The organism is Streptomyces sp. NPDC002057, from assembly GCF_040296665.1.
In the GTDB taxonomy this organism is placed as follows: Bacteria; Actinomycetota; Actinomycetes; order Streptomycetales; family Streptomycetaceae; genus Streptomyces.
Window position 1 is genome coordinate 66,854 of sequence record NZ_JBEOXR010000008.1, and the last position, 17,384, is coordinate 84,237.

13 protein-coding genes are annotated in these 17,384 nt (G+C 74.1%); 8 read left to right on the plus strand and 5 right to left on the minus strand.

What is annotated here, in order from left to right; all coding sequences use genetic code 11:
- Positions 1–373: 373 nt before the first annotated feature.
- A complete protein-coding gene (locus tag ABT129_RS09460; protein WP_351898695.1) occupies positions 374–922 on the plus strand; it encodes a winged helix-turn-helix domain-containing protein in 549 nt (182 codons plus the stop codon).
- On the opposite strand, the gene ABT129_RS09465 is transcribed toward ABT129_RS09460, so the two are convergent.
- The gene (locus tag ABT129_RS09465; protein WP_351898697.1) at positions 923–2,380 is read right to left on the minus strand and encodes a PepSY-associated TM helix domain-containing protein; all 1,458 of its coding nucleotides are present in this window, start codon (positions 2,378–2,380) and stop codon (positions 923–925) included.
- A 43-nt stretch (positions 2,381–2,423) separates the two neighbouring features.
- Entirely contained in the window at positions 2,424–3,071 is a 648-nt protein-coding gene (locus ABT129_RS09470; RefSeq protein ID WP_351898699.1) for a hypothetical protein, read from the minus strand.
- 243 nt (positions 3,072–3,314) lie between these two features.
- On the opposite strand from ABT129_RS09470, the gene ABT129_RS09475 reads away from it, so the two are divergent.
- The 5 genes from ABT129_RS09475 (at position 3,315) to ABT129_RS09495 (ending at position 9,820) form a co-directional block, all read left to right on the plus strand.
- The gene (locus ABT129_RS09475) at positions 3,315–4,349 is read left to right on the plus strand and encodes an NAD-dependent epimerase/dehydratase family protein (protein ID WP_351898702.1); all 1,035 of its coding nucleotides are present in this window, start codon (positions 3,315–3,317) and stop codon (positions 4,347–4,349) included.
- Positions 4,350–4,457: 108 nt separating this feature from the next.
- Positions 4,458–5,255 (plus strand): tyrosine-protein phosphatase, encoded by a 798-nt coding sequence (locus ABT129_RS09480; protein ID WP_351898704.1) that lies wholly within the window; start codon positions 4,458–4,460, stop codon positions 5,253–5,255.
- Between the two features lie 133 nt (positions 5,256–5,388).
- A complete protein-coding gene (locus tag ABT129_RS09485) occupies positions 5,389–7,611 on the plus strand; it encodes a hypothetical protein (protein WP_351898706.1) in 2,223 nt (740 codons plus the stop codon).
- Between the two features lie 263 nt (positions 7,612–7,874).
- A complete protein-coding gene (locus tag ABT129_RS09490; RefSeq protein WP_351898709.1) occupies positions 7,875–8,759 on the plus strand; it encodes a metal-dependent hydrolase in 885 nt (294 codons plus the stop codon).
- Positions 8,759–9,820: a PDR/VanB family oxidoreductase gene (locus ABT129_RS09495; protein WP_351898711.1), complete on the plus strand. Its 1,062-nt coding sequence runs from the start codon at positions 8,759–8,761 to the stop codon at positions 9,818–9,820. The genes ABT129_RS09490 and ABT129_RS09495 overlap by 1 nt, the downstream gene beginning before the upstream one ends.
- 29 nt (positions 9,821–9,849) lie before the next feature.
- On the opposite strand, the gene ABT129_RS09500 is transcribed toward ABT129_RS09495, so the two are convergent.
- Positions 9,850–10,344, minus strand: coding sequence for a hypothetical protein (locus ABT129_RS09500; protein ID WP_351898714.1), 495 nt, complete (start codon positions 10,342–10,344; stop codon positions 9,850–9,852).
- Positions 10,345–10,381: 37 nt separating this feature from the next.
- Between ABT129_RS09500 and ABT129_RS09505 the strand changes: the two genes are divergently transcribed.
- Positions 10,382–11,134, plus strand: coding sequence for a TetR/AcrR family transcriptional regulator (locus ABT129_RS09505; RefSeq protein WP_351898716.1), 753 nt, complete (start codon positions 10,382–10,384; stop codon positions 11,132–11,134).
- Here the strand turns inward: ABT129_RS09505 and ABT129_RS09510 are convergent.
- Positions 11,119–11,451, minus strand: coding sequence for a 5-carboxymethyl-2-hydroxymuconate Delta-isomerase (locus ABT129_RS09510; RefSeq protein ID WP_351898966.1), 333 nt, complete (start codon positions 11,449–11,451; stop codon positions 11,119–11,121). The two genes, ABT129_RS09505 and ABT129_RS09510, sit on opposite strands and share 16 nt — an antisense overlap.
- Positions 11,452–11,503: 52 nt before the next feature.
- Here ABT129_RS09510 and ABT129_RS09515 point away from each other — a divergent pair, with 52 nt between their 5' ends.
- On the plus strand, positions 11,504–12,037 hold the full coding sequence (locus tag ABT129_RS09515; RefSeq protein ID WP_351898719.1) for a GNAT family N-acetyltransferase: 534 nt from the start codon (positions 11,504–11,506) through the stop codon (positions 12,035–12,037).
- A 3-nt stretch (positions 12,038–12,040) separates the two neighbouring features.
- Here ABT129_RS09515 and pulA read toward each other — a convergent pair whose 3' ends face one another.
- A complete protein-coding gene (pulA, locus tag ABT129_RS09520) occupies positions 12,041–17,347 on the minus strand; it encodes a pullulanase-type alpha-1,6-glucosidase (RefSeq protein WP_351898721.1) in 5,307 nt (1,768 codons plus the stop codon).
- Positions 17,348–17,384 lie beyond the last annotated feature (37 nt).

Here is a 17,384-nt window from a genome sequence, read left to right on the forward strand (position 1 = left end):
TCTCGTCGTGCGCCCGGCGCTTCCCGGCGTGCGCGCCCGGTGTGTTCGCGGTGTCCGGGCCGGGGCCGGTCTCCCGGCATGTGGGAAGGACGACACGGGGTTTGGCCGGTGAAGGGGTCGTCGAGGGCATTCCCTTCTGGTTCAATAGGGATATGGCCATCAATCAGAACGACATCGCGACGGGTCGTCACGACCTCGAGCCGTTCTGGCCTTCCCGGCAGCATCACGACTTCGACCGGGTGTGTTGCCGCGCGAGGAACGCGTCGGCCCTCTAAAGCCCCGATCGGTACGGTCCGATCCACGGCCTTCGGCCGACGCGCACGACGTACGACTCCTGTCCGTTCGTTTCTCCGCGCGAAAGAGCTGACCTCTCATGGCCCACACCCAGAGTGCCTCCCTCACGGCCGTCCGTCCCGGCCGTCACCGACTGCGCGCCGTCGATCCCAACGAGGTCGTCGACTTCGCCCAGGTCGCGGACTTCCTGCCGCCCGGCGCCACCCTGCTGCCCGCTCCGCCGCACACGCTGCCGACCCTGCCGGGGCGGCCGCCGATGGTCGGGTACCTCGTCCTCGTGCCGGCCGACCAGCAGCCGCACCTGCCCGTCGCCGCGCCCGCGCCCGTCGCCGCCGCGGCGGACGAGCAGGGGCCGGTGACCATCGACGGCGTCCAGCGCGTGGCCGTCGTGGACGGGCAGGCGCTGGACCTCACCTACCTGGAGTTCGAGCTGCTCGCCCACCTGGTGGCGCACCCCCACCGGGTGCACACCCGCGACCAGTTGGTCACCACGGTGTGGGGGTACGGACACGTCGGCGACGGTCGCACGGTCGACGTCCACGTCGCCCGGCTGCGTCGCAAGCTGGGCGCCGAGCACCGCCACACGATCCAGACCGTGCGGCGGGTCGGCTACAAGTACACGCCCTGATCAGCTGGTCCGTGACCTCGCCCGCAGCCTGGACACCAGGGCCAGGGCGAGGTCCACGGCCAGGAACAGCAGCAGGCTGAGGCCGAGCAGGGGTACGAACCACCCCACCAGGGCCGTGACCGCGGCCAGCGGCAGCAGCATCGTCACCGGGATCCGCCGCCAGGCCCCGCGGGCCGCCGGGCGGCCCGGGCGTCGCAGCCACCACATGCGGTAGCCCCAGACGATCAGCAGGATCAGCGCGAGGGCCAGGGCGGCGAGCAGCAGCTGGTTGAACAGGCCCAGGAAGACGCCCATGTGCGCGTCGATGCCTATCCGGGTGAGCTTCGCGAGCACCGGGTGGTCGGCGAAGGCGAGCCGGTCGAGGACCGCGCCGTCGGCCGGGTTCAGGGCGATCGAGTCCAGCTCCAGCGGGAACTGCGTGTCGGTCTCCTTGACCACGTACCCCTTGCCCTCGGCGGGCAGGACCACCGAGACGCTCGGGCTGTCGATGCCCGCCGCGCGGGCGGCGTCGAGTGCCTTGTCGAGGCCGATGTCCGGGCCCTGGGGGGTGGATCCGCCGGTGTGGGCGCCGCCGTGGCCCTCGTGCTCCGAGGAGCCCCCGGCCGCCGCGCCGCCGATGGTCGCGGTGAGGGTGGGGGTGGCGCCGCCGAGGCCGTCCTGGACGACGCCGATGTTCTCGCCCGCGTACCGCGACCAGGTCAGGCCCGTCGCGGAGAGCAGCACCAGGCCGGCCACGGCCCACAGGCCGACGGTGCCGTGCCAGGAGAGGGTGCGACGCCGGGAGGCGGGGCCGCCCTCCGGTACGAAGAGGGCGCGGCGGTTCTTCCGGCGCCGGCCGAGCCAGAGCGCGAGACCGCCGAGGGCGATGACCCACAGCCAGCTCGCGGCCAGCTCGCTGTAGTTGCGGCCGAACTCACCGAGGTGCAGATCGCGGTGCAGACCGTCGATCCAGGTGCGCAGCGGGAGGGCGCCGGAGCTGCCGTAGCTGGGCAGCTGTCCGCGTACGTCTCCGGTGTACGGGTCCACGAAGACGGCGAGCGAGGTGTCCTCGGGGACGTCCGGGTCGGCCATCAGGACCCGGGTGGTCGCGCCCGGCTCGGCGCCGGGCCAGACGGCGGTGACGGTGCCGTTCGGGTTGGCCTTGCGGGCGATGTCCACCTGCTGGGAGAGCGGCAGGGCCGTCTCGCCGACGGGGGCCTCCAGCTCGTGCGCGTACACGATCTTCTCGGCCTGGTAGGAGAGCGCGTAGAGGAGGCCGCTCACGGCGGCCACCAGGAGGAACGGTGCGACGAGGACGCCCGCGTAGAAGTGGAGGCGGAGGACGAGGGGGCGCAGGGCGCTCCACGTCGTGGGCTTCGCCGGGGCGGCACCGGCGGCGGGCGTGGTGTCGGGGGCCTCGGTGGTGTCCGACGGTGGCGCCTCGGAGGTGTCCGGGCGTGCGGGATCGTCGATGGTCATGACTGTCCTAGGACTCGGTGCAGACAGGGGGAGGACCCCCGGGTCAGACGTGTGCTCCGAGGGTCGTGGCGCGGGGTGCGGACAGCCGGGGCGGCCCGCGCCGGGAGAGGGTGTGCGCGAGGACGACGGTGTGCGGCCGGTGGGCGCCCCGGTGGGCCCGGCGGACCGGGCCGCGCGGGGCGTCGGGGACGTGGACGCGTGCGCACAGCAGGCGCAGGGGGGTGAAGGCGTAGGCGAGGGCGGCCCGGGCGAGCGTGTAGAACGCGGCTTCGCCGTGGGCGAGCCAGAGGCCGCAGAGGAGCGCGGCGAGGAGGTGGGCGGCGAGCATGCCGACGCCCATGTCCATCACCATGCCCGCGCCCATGTCCATGCCCATGTCCGTCGTGGTGGTGGCGTCGGTGGGCGGGTCGGTGACGGCGGCCATGTGGTGCGTGCCGCCGTGCGGGGTGGCCGTCCCCGCCGTGCCCGCCGTGCCGGTCGCGCCGTGCGGGGACGTCGCCGTGGGGTGGCCCGTGTCCCCGGCGTGGGCGCCGGCCATCGAGAAGATCAGGTGCAGCCCGCCCTGGAGGGCGAACAGCGCGCCCGCGATCGTCGGCGCGCCCCGGCGCCGGCCGGCGGCGGCCCAGGCGGCGGCCGCGGTCACGACGAAGGCGCCGAGCAGCGCCAGCGCCGGAAGCCGGTGCGCAGACATGGACGAATGCCCCACGGCGGCCAAGGTCACGCACACCACCGCGAACAGGGCGGCACGCAAGGCGCGCAGGGGCGACCGGGCATTCGTCATCGCCCGTCATGGTGCCATCCCGCTCCGCGGCGCACGAGGGCGCTCCCCGCTCCCGTGACATCGCCGTCGGTCCGGTGACGTTCCTCCCGTGGCGGAATCCTCCCGGAGCGGAACGCCCTGGCTCCACGCCGTGCGGCCGGACAGGATCGGATCATGAGGCTACTGATGCTGGGTGGTACGGAGTTCGTGGGTCGCGCGGTCGTCGAGGCCGCGCTCGCAAGGGGCTGGGAGGTGACCGTCTTCCACCGGGGCCGGCACGCCCCGCCGAAGGGAGTCACGTCGCTGCTCGGCGACCGCACCACCGGCCCCGAGGGCCTCGCCGCCCTCGCCACGGGTTCCTGGGACGCCGTGGTGGACACCTGGTCGGCCGCTCCCTCCGCGGTACGGGACGCGGCCCGGCTGCTCGCCGACCGGGTCGGGCGTTACGCGTACGTGTCGAGCCGTTCCGTGTACGCGTGGCCGCCGGCCGCCGGACTCGACGAGGACGGGCCGCTGGTGGAGGGGTCGCCGGACGACGGGGACGTGCCCTACGCGGAGGCCAAGCGGGGTGGTGAGCTCGCCGCCGCGGCCGCCTTCGGCGCGGACCGGACGCTGCTGGTGCGCGCGGGTCTGATCATCGGCCCGTACGAGAACGTGGGCCGGCTCCCCTGGTGGCTCGGCCGGATCGCGCGCGGCGGCCCGGTCCTGGCCCCCGGGCCGCGCACGCTCCCCCTCCAGTACATCGACGCCCGCGACCTCGCCGAGTGGACGCTCGACGCGGTGGCCGCCGGGCTCTCGGGGCCGTACAACCTCGTCTCGCCGCCCGGGCACACGACGACGGAGGAGCTGCTCGACGCGTGTGCGCGGGTCACCGGCGCGGACGCCGAGCTCCGCTGGACGGAGCCGGAGGCGTTGCTCGCGGCCGGGGTGGAGCCCTGGTCGGAGCTGCCCGTGTGGCTGCCGCCGGGCGAGATGTACGACGCGATGCACACCGCCGACGTCTCCCGGGCGGTCGCGGCCGGGCTGCGCTGCCGGCCGGCGGAGGAGACGGTCGCCGACACCTGGGCGTGGCTGGAATCGCTCGGCGGGACCGCGCCGCAGCGGCCGGACCGGCCGGAGGTCGGCCTCGCGCCGGAACGGGAGGCGGAGGTGTGGGCGACCCTCGCCGAGGGCGGGACGAAGGCCGTGGACCGGCCCGAATCCCCATAGGGAGCTTCACATGGCGCTGAAAGGTGCCGAAGGATTCTGAAGCTGCCCGAAAGCGGGTGATCCCTTACGGTCGGACACGAACAGGTACGAACCGGAGGAGTCGACGCCATGCCCGCCATCCCCGCCACCTCCGTCGCCAACCTCCGTGACCTCGGCGGCCTGCCGCTCGGCCCCGGGCGCTCCGTCCGGCCCGGCCTGGTCCTGCGCTCCGCGCAGCTCGACCGGCTCGACGCGGCCGAGCCCGCCGTGGCCGGGCTCGGCATCCGTACGGTCGTCGACCTGCGGACGGAGGGCGAGCGGGGCGACCGGCCCGACCGGCTGCCCGAGGGCGCACGGCTGCTCGTCGCCGACGTGCTCGCCGACCACCTGGCCATCAGCGGGCTGCCGCCCGCGGCCCGCCTCAAGGAGCTCCTGACCGACCCGGCGCTCGCCGAGGAGCACCTGGGGGCGGGCCAGGCCCGGGCGGCCTTCGCGCGGACCTACCGCACCTTCGTCTCCGGCGACTCCGCCCGCGCCTCCTACGGCGCGCTCCTCACCGAGTTGGGCACTCCGGGTGCCGGGCCGCTGCTCTTCCACTGCACGGCGGGCAAGGACCGGACGGGGTGGGCGGCGACCGTCGTCCTGTCGCTGCTCGGCGCGGACGAGGAGACGGTGCGGGACGAGTACCTCTCCGTCAACACGGCGGTGCGGCAGGCGTTCGCGCCGATGATCGAGGGGTTCACGGCCCAGGGCGGCAACCCGGACCTCGCGCTCGACCTGATCGGGGTCCTGCCGGAGTACCTGGACGCGGGGCTCGACGAGGTGGCGGTCAAGCACGGCTCGATGGAGAAGTACGTACGGGAGGGGCTCGGCGTCCCGGACGAGGTCACGGCGACGATCCGGGAGCGGCTCACCCTCGGCGGGTGACGACCCGGGCCGGGGCGGGGGCCTGGCCGGACCGGACCCTTGGCCGGGGTGGACGCCCGGCCGGGCCGGACCCTTGGCCGGGGTGGGTCCCCGGCCGGGGTGACCATCGGAAGAATCGCTCGTTCTGCTGAACGTGAGCACCAAGGATCTCGTTCCCTCGCCCGTGGGCCCGGTCGACGTCGAGCAGGCCGAGGCCGCGCTCGTCGAGCGCTATCCGCGTCTCGTCCGCATCGCCTATCTCGTGCTGCCGCCGTCGCTCGGCCGCAACCGCCGGGTGCTGACCGCCCACGCGCTCGTCCAGCGCTCGCTGCCGCGCCGCCGGGTCCCGGGCCCCGCCGTGCCGGAGCCGCGGCTCGCCGAGGACGCGGTCGACCCCGGGTACGCGTACGTACGGGGCGAGGTGCTGCGGCAGGCCCTGATCGCCGGTCTGCCGCTGCGGCGGCTCGCGCTGCCGCGCCGGGCGCAGTTCCCGCCGCTGCTCCCGCACGTGTGGGGGCTGCGGCTGTTCCCCCGGGTGGGCGGCGCCGACGAACTCGCCCTGGACCAGCGGCTGTCCCGGCTCTCCGGCCCCGGCCGCGCGGCCTACGTGCTCCGCGGCCTGGAGCGTCAGGGCGACCCGGAGGTCCTGCGGGTGCTGGCGGCGGCGGGCGTGGCGGACCCGGCGGCGGCCCTCGCGGAGGCGGACGCGGTGGACACGGCGGAGGCCGCGTCGGCTGCCGGGTCCGGGCATCCCGCCGACCCTGCCGGCTCCACCTCCGGCACGACGAGGGTCGCTGAACAGGGTGGCCCCGGGAGGACCGGGGGCACCGCCCCCGAGGACGAGGAGCGGGTCGAGCGGGTCGGTGAGCAGGGCGGCCCGGGGCGGGGCGGCGGCAGGTCCGGCGCCGGTGCCGCGGGCCGGGGCGAGCAGGCGGACACCGGAGTCACCGGCCGGTCCGACAGCCCCGGCGGCCGCGCCGCGCCCCGGGGCCCGGCCCCCGCGCCCGCCGCCCGTCCCGGTCGCCTGGGCGGTGTCGCCCTGCTGGAGTCCGACGAGTTCGATCCCTGCGCGTTGCAGGCGCGGCCCACCGATCTGATGCGGCGCAGGCAGCACGTCCGGGCCGCGTTCGTCGCCGCGGCCGCCCTCCTCGTGTGCGGGGCGCTGCTCGGGCTGCCCGGGGACGGCTGGGGCAGGAACGGCGCCGCGGCGCCCTCGTACGCCCGTAACCCGGCCGCCGAGGCCGCCCTCGACCCCGGTGCCCTCAAGCGGGTCCCCGCGGCCGCCTGGCCCGGTTCGACGCGGCGGGACTTCTCCGTCTGGCCGACGCGGGGCGGGCTGAGCGGGGATCGCGCGCTGCTGCGCCGGGCGCTCGCCGTGTGGGCCAGGCCCGGTGCCGCCGTGCTCTCCTCCGCGACGCCGGGGACACCGGCGGGGCCGCCGATGGGGCCGCCCCAGCTGCTCTTCGCGGGCGTGGTGGACGGGGCCCGGGTGGTGCTCCTGCACGACGGGCTGCGGGCCGTGCGGTACGCGGAGCCGCTGGAGGGCACGGCGGGCGCGGCGCTCGACTTCGCGCGGACCGACGGGGCCGACCCGATCGGTTCGGCGGCGCTCGTGGTCTCCCGCGCGGCGGGCAACGTCCGCTATCTGACGGCCCCCTGGGTGGCGGAGACGGCGGTACGGGATCTCCTCGCGCCCGCGAAGGACGCCCGGCCGCTGGTGCGGGACGCGGACGGGGTGACCGACCCCGTGCCGAGCCCCGCCCAGGCGAAGGGCTGCACGCGCTGGAACACCCTTCAGGTGCGGGACGGTTCGGGGCTGCGGCTCCTCACCGACCTGGGCGAGCTGGCCCCGGCCCGGCTCCTGTGGGGCCCGCCGGCGGCGCCGGTCGACGCGACGGGCCCGGAGGCGCGGGAGGCGTGGGCCAGGACGGCCTGCCAGCTGACGGCGGCGCGGGCGCACGGGGTGCGGTCGGTGAACGCCTGGCGGTTCGCCCGGCAGGCGTTGCCGGAGGGCGCGGGGCGGGGCACCTGGCTGTGTACGCGCGCGGAGACCTGGCGGGGCACGGGCAGCAGGGTCCTCGCCCAGTTCCTGGTCCCGTCGCCCACCGTGCCGGCCGCGCTCGCGGCCCGGTCCGAGGGGTCGCCCGCGTGCGGCGTGCGGGATCCCAGGGTTCTGGCGGGCGTGCTGTGGCAGGCGCCGAGCGGTGGCTGGTACGTCCTGGCCGCGGGCAGTCCCGACTTCACCGCCCTGGAGACCTCGGGCGGGGTGAAGGGCCGGTCCGACGGCCCGGTCCTCGCGGTGAAGGCGGCGGCCGGGGCCCGCGCGGACCTGGACGGCACCCTGCGGGACGGGAGGCGCGTGAGCGCCCTGAGGTGATCGTCCGGAGCCGGACCCGCGCCGCCCGGGGCCGGTCCGATGGCGGGCCGGCCCCACGTCCGTCCCGAGCGTGTCGCGCTCCGACCGCCGGGCCGGCCCCACGCCCACCTCACACCGGACCCACTCCCACCCCACTCCCGCCCCACCCCCAGCTCACCCCCGCCCCACTCGCGCCCCACGCCGGCCCCCGTACCCTCCCCGAGTGGTCAAAAAGAGCGTGCACAGATCTGTTGCCGTCGCTTACCCCTCAGTACATTGACGGCATGTCTAATACGCAGCCTGCACCGGTGGCGTCGGAGCACGTCGAGCTCAAGGCCCGCAAGGTCTCCTTCGACTGGGAGGAGACCCCGCTCCACTGGGTGCCCGGCGATCCCTTCACCACGCACACCATCAACGTGCTGCACCTGCTGCTCCCGGCCGGCGAACGCTGGTTCGTGCACGTCTACAAGCAGGCGCTGCCGTTCATCACCGACGACCGGCTGCGCGCGGACGTCATCGGTTTCATCGGCCAGGAGGCCATCCACTCCCAGGCGCACGACGACGTGCTGCCCCACCTCAGGGAGCAGGGCCTCGACCCCACCCCGTACACCGCGCAGGTCGACTGGTTCTTCGAGAAGCTCCTCGGGGACCGGACCCTGCCGCCGGGCCGGCCGCGCCGCTGGTGGCTGATGGAGCGGGTCGCGATGATCGCCGCGATCGAGCACTACACCGCCTTCCTCGGCAACTGGGTGCTCAACGCCGACGCGCTCGACCGGGCCGGCGCCGACCCGACGATGCTGGACCTGCTGCGCTGGCACGGCGCCGAGGAGGTCGAGCACCGCTCGGTCGCCTTCGAGCTCTTCATGCACCTCGACGGCGGCTACCGGCGCCGCGCCCGCACCTGGGCGCTCGCCTTCTCCACGCTCGTCTTCCTCTGGCAGCGGGGCGTCCGCTTCTTCATGGAGAACGACCCGAGCGTCCTCGACGGCAAGGCCTCCTTTGGCCAGTTCGTCCGCAAGGGCCGGCAGGGCCTGCTGCCCTCCACCCCGGACATGCTGCGCTCCGTGCCCCGCTACCTCAGCCGCGCCTACCACCCCTCCCAGGAGGGCGACACCGCGCAGGCGATGGCCTACCTGGCCTCCTCCCCCGGCGCCAACGGAGGCCGCTGATGCCCCGGTTCACCACCGTCGCCCTCGTCGCGGGGGCGGCGCTGCTCGTCCGCCGCGCCGTCCGCGGCCGCATGGCCACGGCCCCGCTGTGGCCGATGCCCGCCCTCGACGAGCCCGTCTCCGGCTACGGCCGGGGCAGCACCGTCCCCCGCCGGGTCCGTGTCGCCGGGCGCACCACGCCCGCCGAGGGCGTGGTCGAACTGCGCCTGGAGGGAAGCGGACTGCCCGGCTGGCAGCCGGGCGCCCATGTCGACCTCGTGCTGCCCTCCGGGCTCGTCCGGCAGTACTCGCTCTGCGGCGATCCGGCCGACTCCTCGGCGTACACCGTGGCGACCCGGCTCATCGAGGAGGAGCAGGGCGGCCGGGGCGGTTCACGCGAGGTCCACGACCGGCTCCAGGAGGGCGTGGAGATCGCGATCCGGGGCCCGCGCAACCGCTTCCCGCTGGTCGACTCCCCCGCGTACGTCTTCGTCGCCGGCGGCATCGGCATCACCCCCGTCCTGCCGATGCTGCGTGCCGCCGAGGCGGCCGGGGCGGAGTGGCGGCTCGTGTACTGCGGGCGGAGCCGGGCCACGATGCCGTACCTGGCGGAGATCGAGGCGCTGGGCGGCGGGCGTACGACGGTCGTCGCCGAGGACGAGTCGGGCCGGCCCGACCTCGGCTTCCTCGCGGGGATCCCCGCCGGGACCCTCGTGTACTGCTGCGGTCCGGACGGGCTGATGGACGCGGTGGCCGCGGCGATGCCGGAGGGCCGGACCCCGCGGCTGGAACGCTTCTCGGCGGCGGCGACGACCGGTGGCACCGCCTTCGAGGTCGAACTGCGCCGTTCCGGTCGCACGGTGCGGGTGGCGGCCGACCAGTCGGTCCTGGCGGCGGTCGGCGAGGAACTCCCGGGCCTCACGTACTCCTGCCGGCAGGGCTTCTGCGGAACCTGCCAACAGCGGGTCCTGGAGGGCGAGATCGACCACCGGGACGAGCTGCTCACCGACGCCGAGCGGGACGACTCGATGCTGATCTGCGTCTCGCGCTGCGTGGGAAAGCGGCTCGTCCTCGATCTCTGAGGGCAGGGGCGGGCGTCAGGCGTCAGGGGTCAGGGCAGGACCAGCCAGTCGAGGGCCAGCGCGGTGAGGAGGCCTCCCACCAGGAGCCAGGTGCCGAGCCGCGTACGGCCGTTGCGGGAGAGCTCGATCACGATCCCGCAGAGGATCATGGCGAGGCCGTACACGCCGACGACGAGGACGGACGTCCGGCTGGCGAGGCGGATCACCAGGACCACGGCCATCGCCACGAGGAGCACGGAGGCGGCGGCGACGCGCAGTCGGCGGGCCTGCTTGGGCGTGAGCCCGCCCACCGCGCCGTCGTCGTCGGTGTCGTCCTCGTCGTCCTCGTCGTCGTCGGCGTCGTCCTCTTCGGCGTCGTCGCCCTCGCCGTCGTCCCCGTCAGCCGCGTCGTCCTCGTCCGCGTCGGGCACGACCGGCCCGTCGAGGTCGTCGGGCCCGTGGTCCTCGCGTACCTCGTCGGCCTCGGGGGCCTCCGGGGCCTTGGTGGCCTTGGTGGCCGGGGTGTCCTGGTCGGAAGCGCTCATGGGGCAGGAGCGTAACGGACCCCGTTAGGCTGTTCGTATGACGACCGGGGTACGCCGCAGGATGGGCGTCGAGGAGCGCAAGCAGCAGCTGATCGGGGTGGCCCTCGAACTCTTCAGCCACCGCTCTCCCGACGAGGTCTCCATCGACGAGATCGCCGCGGCCGCGGGGATCTCGCGGCCGCTGGTCTACCACTACTTCCCCGGCAAGCAGAGCCTCTACGAGGCCGCGCTGCGGCGGGCGGCCGACGAGCTGGCCGCCCGGTTCGTGGAGCCGCCGCAGGGCCCCCTGGGAGCGCGGCTGCTGCGGGTGATGGGCCGGTTCTTCGACTTCGTGGACGACCACGGGCCGGGGTTCGCGGCGCTGATGCGGGGCGGGCCCGCGGTGGGTTCCTCCACGACGAACGCGATGATCGACGAGGTGCGGCACGCCGCGTACGTGCAGATCCTCGCCCACCTGGGGGTCGAGAACCCGTCCGCGCGGCTTGAGTTGGTCGTCCGCTCGTGGGTCTCGCTGGCCGAGTCGACGGCGCTGATCTGGCTGGACGGGCGCCGGGTGCCGCGTGCGGAGCTGGAGTTGCAGCTCGTGCACGACTTCGCCGCGCTCGCCGCGGTGAGCGCCGCCTACGACCCGGAGATGGCGGAGATCCTGGTCGGCATCCTCGCGGACGAGCCGGCCGACGGCCCCTTCGGGGACCTGGTGGCGCGGCTGGTCGCGCTGGTGCCCGCGGCACCGCCGGAGGCGGCCGCGCCCGACGCGGCGCCGTCCGTGCCCGATCAGCGCTTGCGGTAGGACGGTGCGAGGTCGCGGACCTCGACCGAGAGGCGGACGCCCTCCGTCGCCCTGAGGTGGGCGGGCAGCAGGTCGAGGACCGCCTCGGAGAGGCGTGCCTTGACCTCGTCCGCGCGGCCGGGGAGCAGGGCGATCTCGACGTGGACGACGGCGTCCTCGGTGGCGCCGTCCCCGACGACCGCCTCGCCGACCTCGCGGAAGCGGGTCTTGCAGGCGTCGAGCGTCGTGCCGACGCTCTCGACGACGAGGGGGTGCAGGGCGAGCGCGAAGCCCCGCCGGTCGAGGGGCGCGGAGTGGTCGACGGTGATCTGCGGCATGGGGTCGCTCCCGGTGGGACGGATGTCTGGCCACACCTTTACGGTGATCGCCATGACGGCACAAGTGACCTTCCGACGGGCGGACGACCGCGATCCGGACCTGTTGGCGGGAATGTACGACGGGGCCGCGCGGTGGATGGCGCGGAACGGGATCGTCCAGTGGAAGCCCGGCGGGAAGAGCGCGGAGCACTTCCGGGCGCGGCTCGCCGAGGGCGAGGTGTGGCTGGCGTCCCACGGGGGCCGGGCGGTCGGGGCGTACGAGCTGTGGTGGGAGGACGAGCAGGCCTGGGGCCCTCGGCCGCCGGTCGCCGGGTACGTCCACCGGCTGATGACGGACCGGGCGGCGGCGCCCCCGGGGACCGGGCGGGTGCTGCTGGCGCACGCGGAGGGGCGGATCGTGGCCGGCGGCCGGTCGGTCGCCCGGCTGGACTGTCTGTCGGACAACCCGCGGCTCCGTGCGTACTACGAGGCCGCGGGGTACCGCGCCGTCGGCGACGAGCCGGGAAAGCTCGCCGCCGACGGCACGCGCTACGGGGTCACGCTGATGGAGCGGGTGCTCGGGGAGGAGCCGGTCGCCCGGCTCTGACCGTCATCCGGCCCTGAACACCGCCACCGTCCGTGCCGGGACCGTGAAGGTGCCCGAACCGGCCTCGTAGGAGGCGGACTTCACGACGGCGTCGGCGCCGTTCGCCTGGACCGGGTGGAGGCGGTAGCCCTTCCCGGCCAGCTCGGCGATCTTCTGCGTGGTGCCGCCGGGGCTCGCGTTGAGGACGACGACCAGGTCGCCGAGGCGCATGGTGATCACGCCCGGGGTCTCCTCGCGGCCGGAGAGCGGGAAGGACAGGGCGTCCTGCACCTGCCCGGCGGTGGCGAGGGAGAACGCCGGCTCGGTGGTACGGATCTTCTGCAGGTCGCGGTACGCGGCGGAGGCGCCGTCGATCTGCGCGCAGCCGACCGTCAGGGCCGGGTTCACGAGCAGCGGCTTGCCGTAGGACCACTTGGCCTTGTTGTCGGCGGCCGGCGGGAGGCCGATGCCGAAGCCGTTGCCGTCGCGGCAGTCCCAGCGGATCGCGTTGAACCAGTCGCCGCTGTCGTACGAGTTGCGGTCGAGGGACTTGGACCGCAGCAGGTCCGAGCCCGCCTGGGAGAGCGCCGGGCCCTGCGAGAGGGTCGCGGTCGCCATGGCGAGGACCTGCGAGCGGGCGCGGTCGGCCGGACCGGTGCCCGCCGGGAGCTTGAAGGCGAGCGCGTCGTAGAGGGTCTCGTTGTCGTGGGCGTCGGCGTAGGCGAGGGCCTCGCCGGGGGCGGCGGCGTATCCGGCCGGGGCGCCGTTGTAGTCGACCTGGCTGCCCTTGACCGTACGGCCCGAGGTGTCGGTGAAGGTGTAGTCGGCGAGGTTGCCGGTCAGGCCGACCTTGATCAGGTCCTGGTAGTGGAGGAGCCGGGCCCGCTGCTGCTCGGGGGTGCCGTTGGCGGTGGAGGTGTTGGGATCGGTGAAGAGTCCGGAGGCGAAGCCCTGGACGCCGGGGTCCTCGTCGAAGGGACCGCCGCCGCGGACGGCGTCGCGGGCCCGGTCGGAGAAGGTGGCGATGCCGGTTCCGGCCATGTTCTTCTGGGTGGCCTGCACGAAGCGGGCGTCGTCGGCGATCTCGCCGAAGTTCCAGCCCTCGCCGTAGAGGATGATCGCCTTGCCGTCGACGCCGTCCTTGGCGACGGTCAGCTCGTCGAGGGCCTCGCGGACGGCCAGGATGTTGGCCTTGGGGTGGTGGCCCATGAGGTCGAAGCGGAAGCCGTCGACCTTGTACTCCCTGGCCCAGGTGACGATCGAGTCGACGACGAGCTTGCCCATCATCGCGTTCTCGGGCGCGGTGTTGGCGCAGCAGGTCGAGGTGGCGACGGCGCCGTCGGCCTGGAGGCGCTGGTAGTAGCCGGGGACGATCCGGTCGAGGACGGACTTGTCGGACTGTCCGGCGGCGACGGTGTGGTTGTAGACGACGTCCATGACGGTGCGCAGTCCGTCGCCGTTGAGGGCCTTGACCATCTGCCGGAACTCGACCGTGCGGCGGGTGCCTTCGGGGTCGGTGGCGTAGGAGCCCTCGGGGACGGTGTAGTGCAGGGGGTCGTAGCCCCAGTTGTAGGCGTCCTTGGCCGCGGCGGCGGCGACGCAGGCCTGCTGCTCCTCGGAGTCGGGGGCGTAGACCTTCAGGTCGCAGGCGGGTGCGGTCTGTCCGGACTTCTTCTCGGGGATGGTGCCGATGTCGAAGGCCGGGAGGAGGTGGACGTAGGAGGTGCCGGAGGCGGCGAGCGCCTTCAGGTGCTTCGAGCCCTCGCTGTCCCGGTCGGTGAAGGCGAGGTAGGTGCCCCGGTGGTCCTTCTTCGCCGTGGGGTCCGCGATCGAGAAGTCGCGGATGTGGAGTTCCTGGATCTGGGCGTCCCGCAGCGGTACGGCGGCGGGCTTCCTCAGGGTCTTCCAGCCCTGGGGGGCGAGCCGGGGGTCGGTGAGGTCGACGGCGAGGCTGCGGGTGGAGTCGGTGGTGAGGGCGGTGGAGTAGGGGTCGGTGACCCTGTTGGTGACGACCTTCTGGACGGTGGGGGCCCAGACCTTCACGGCGTACCGGTAGGGCTTGCCGGCCCAGGACTTCGGGCCGGTGACGGACCAGACGCCGGAGCTGTCGTCGCGGCGCATGGGCACGGTCCGGCCGTCGAGTTCGAGGGCGACGGTCCGCGCGGTGGGGGCCCAGACGGAGAGGGTGGTGCGGCCGTTCCGGAAGACCGGGCCGAGGGCGGCGCCGGTGGCCTTCGCCGCGTACAGGTCGTCGAGGACTCCGGCGGTCTGGACACCGGTGGCGGCGAGCAGGGCGCCGTTGGCGGCGCGCTGGGTGGCGATGAGCTGGCCGCGCAGGGAGTCGCGGACGCGGTCGGTGTCGCGGGGGTCGACGGTGAAGGCCGGGTACTCCTTGAGGTGCGGGTACTTGGCCTTCTGGGCGTCGGTGAGGGCGGTCTGGTTCAGCCGGAGCCACTGGCCCTCGGTGTTCAGGGCGCCGTCGGTGACGGTGAGGCCGCCGTTCGGGGCGTGGACGAGCTGCTGGCTGGTGGCCTCGGTGCCCTTGACCTTCCAGACGACGGTGTTCCGGTCGATCCACTGGGCCTCGGCCTTGCCGAGGTCGAGGTTCGGCGCGCCGCCGACGGTGGGGAGCAGGTACTTCGGCTGTCCGGAGAGCAGCCAGACCTCGTGGCCGTAGGTGGCGAGGTCGAGGGACTGGTCGGTGGGCAGGTCCTTCTCGTCGCCCTTGTGCAGGATGTAGGAGAGGGAGTTCGCTCCGTCGGTGAGCGGGACCTCGTAGACGGCGCCGTACGCGTCGGTCCTGACCGGCATCAGCGGCTTGGACCAGTCGGTGGGCTGGGCGGCGCCGGTCCAGGTGTGGAGGCCCCAGCCGTCGTAGTTCCCGTCGGCGCGCTGGTAGTGGAGGACGGCCTTGGTCCGGTCCGGGGTGCCGGGGGCGGGGGCGGTCTCGGACTGGCCGTCCTGGCCCTGCGTGATCCAGACCTCGCCGGTGCGGCCGAGGGCGACGGCGCGCTGCGGGCCGTCGGCGGTGCCGTTCTTCTCGACGGTGTAGGTGACGGTGGACGCGCCTTCGGGGACCTTGACCCAGGCGAAGGCGCCGTGGGCGTCGCGGCCGGTGAACGCGGCCTCCTGGCCGGCGCCCTTGAGGGTCCAGCCGTCGTAGTTCCCGTCCTCGCGCCGGTAGTGGACGACGGCGTGGGTGCGCTCGACGGCGACGGGCTTCTCGAGCGCGGGGGCCTGGCCCGCCGTGGTGGCGGCGGTGGCGCTCGCGGTGCGGCCGGCGCTGTCGACGACGACGGCCTTGTAGCGCAGGGCGGTGCCGGCGGGGGCGGTGACGTGCTGGGTGACCTTGTAGGGGGCGTGGTCGGCGGTGCCGAGGGTCTGCCAGCGGCCGTTGCCGGTCTGGGCGGCGAAGACGACGCGGTTGAGTCCGCCGCCGCTGACGTCGGCGGTGAGTTCGACGGTGCCGGTGGCTCCGGCGGCCGGGGCCCTGAGGCTGACGGCGGGCTTGGCGGCGGGGGCCGGGAGGGCCTTGTCGGCCTTGAGGACCAGGGAGGAGAGGGCCGGGACGGTGACGGTGACCTTGCCGTTCGCGGCGGTGGTGGCGCCCTGGCCGCCGTACAGCGTGCGGAAGTTCGTCGCGTCGACGGGGACGGTGACGGTCTTCGCGGTGGTGGCGCTGTTGGTGGCGACGAGGTACTCGGTCCGCGCCTTGGCGTCCGTACGGGAGAAGGCGTAGACGGAGCCCTCGGCGTACCGTTCCTGCTGGACGCCGTCGCGGAGGGCCGGGTGGTCGCGGGTCAGCTTCGACAGGGCGGCGACGGACCGGTACACCGGGTGCGCGGGGTCGTACGCGTCGGTGGCGTGGGTGCGGTCGGTGCCGAGCTGGTCGTCGTCGAGGTAGTCGGCGGTCGTGGAGGCGAAGAGGGTCTGGCGGGAGTCCTTGTCGCCGCCGGGGCCGGTGAAGCCCTGCTCGTCGCCGTAGTAGATCACCGGGTTGCCCCGGGAGAGGAACATCAGCTCGTTGGCGAGCGTGGCCCGGCGGACGAGTTCGGTGTCGGAGGCGTTCGGGTTGTCCTGCTTGAGGAAGGTCCCGATGCGGCCCATGTCGTGGTTGCCGAGGAAGGTCACCTGCTCGTAGGCGTTGGCCTTGTCGGTGGTGTACCGGTAGTCCTCGGCGAAGACCTTGGCGAGGCGGTCGGCTCCGCCGCCCTGGGAGGCGAAGGCGCGGGCGGCGTCCTGGAAGGGGAAGTCGAGGGTGGCGTCGAGCCGGCCCCGGGTGACGTAGGGGGAGGTGACGGCGGTGTCGGCGGAGTAGACCTCGCCGAACATGAAGAAGTCCTCGCGGCCCCGCTTCTTCGCGTAGGCGTCGAGGGCGGTGGCCCACTCGGTCCAGAAGTCGAGGTCGACGTGTTTGACCGTGTCGATGCGGAAGCCGTCGATCTTGAAGTCGCGGACCCACTTCTCGTAGATCCTCTTCATGCCCTCGACGACCTCGGGGCGCTCGGTCCACAGGTCGTCGAGGCCGACGAAGTCGCCGTACTCGGCGGACTCGCCGACCCAGGTGGAGTCGCCCCGGTTGTGGTACATCGTCGGGTCGTTGAGCCAGGACGGGACCTTGGCGTCGGTCCTGTCGAGACCGGCCTTCTCGACGGGGGTGTACGGGAAGGAGTCCCGGTCGACCTTGCCGATCGCCGCGCGGTCGTCGAAGGGGCGGCCGTCCTTGTCGAGGTACGGGTGGGAGCCCTTGGGGCGGTAGCCGTACTTCTGCTCGGCGTAGTCGACGGTGTCGGCGGTGTGGTTGGTGATGACGTCGAAGAAGACCTTCATGCCCTTGCGGTGGGCGGCGTCGATCAGCTTCTCCAGGTCGGCGTTGGTGCCGAAGTGCGGGTCGACCTGGGTGAAGTCGGTGATCCAGTAACCGTGGTAGCCGGCGGAGGCGTCCTTGCCGGTGCCCTGGACGGGCCGGTTCTTGAAGATCGGCGCCATCCAGATGGCGGTGGTGCCGAGACCCTTGATGTAGTCGAGCCGCTGGGTGAGGCCCTTGAGGTCGCCGCCCTGGTAGAAGCCCTTGTCGGTGGGGTCGAAGCCGGTCTGCGTACGGCTGCCGGTGAGACCGCCCCGGTCGTTGGAGGTGTCGCCGTTGGCGAAGCGGTCGGGCAGGACGAAGTAGAACTGCTCGCGGGTGAGGTCCTGGCGGGCGGGCTCCGCGGCGAGCTGCCGGTCGGAGGGCGGGGCCGGGGGCCGGGGCGCGGCGGCCGCGGGGACGGCGGGCACGAGGGCGGCGCACAGGGCGGCGGCCAGTGCGACCGCCGTTCTCTTGCGTGTCACGGGGGTGCTCCCTGGAGGAGGGACGGGGGTACGGGTG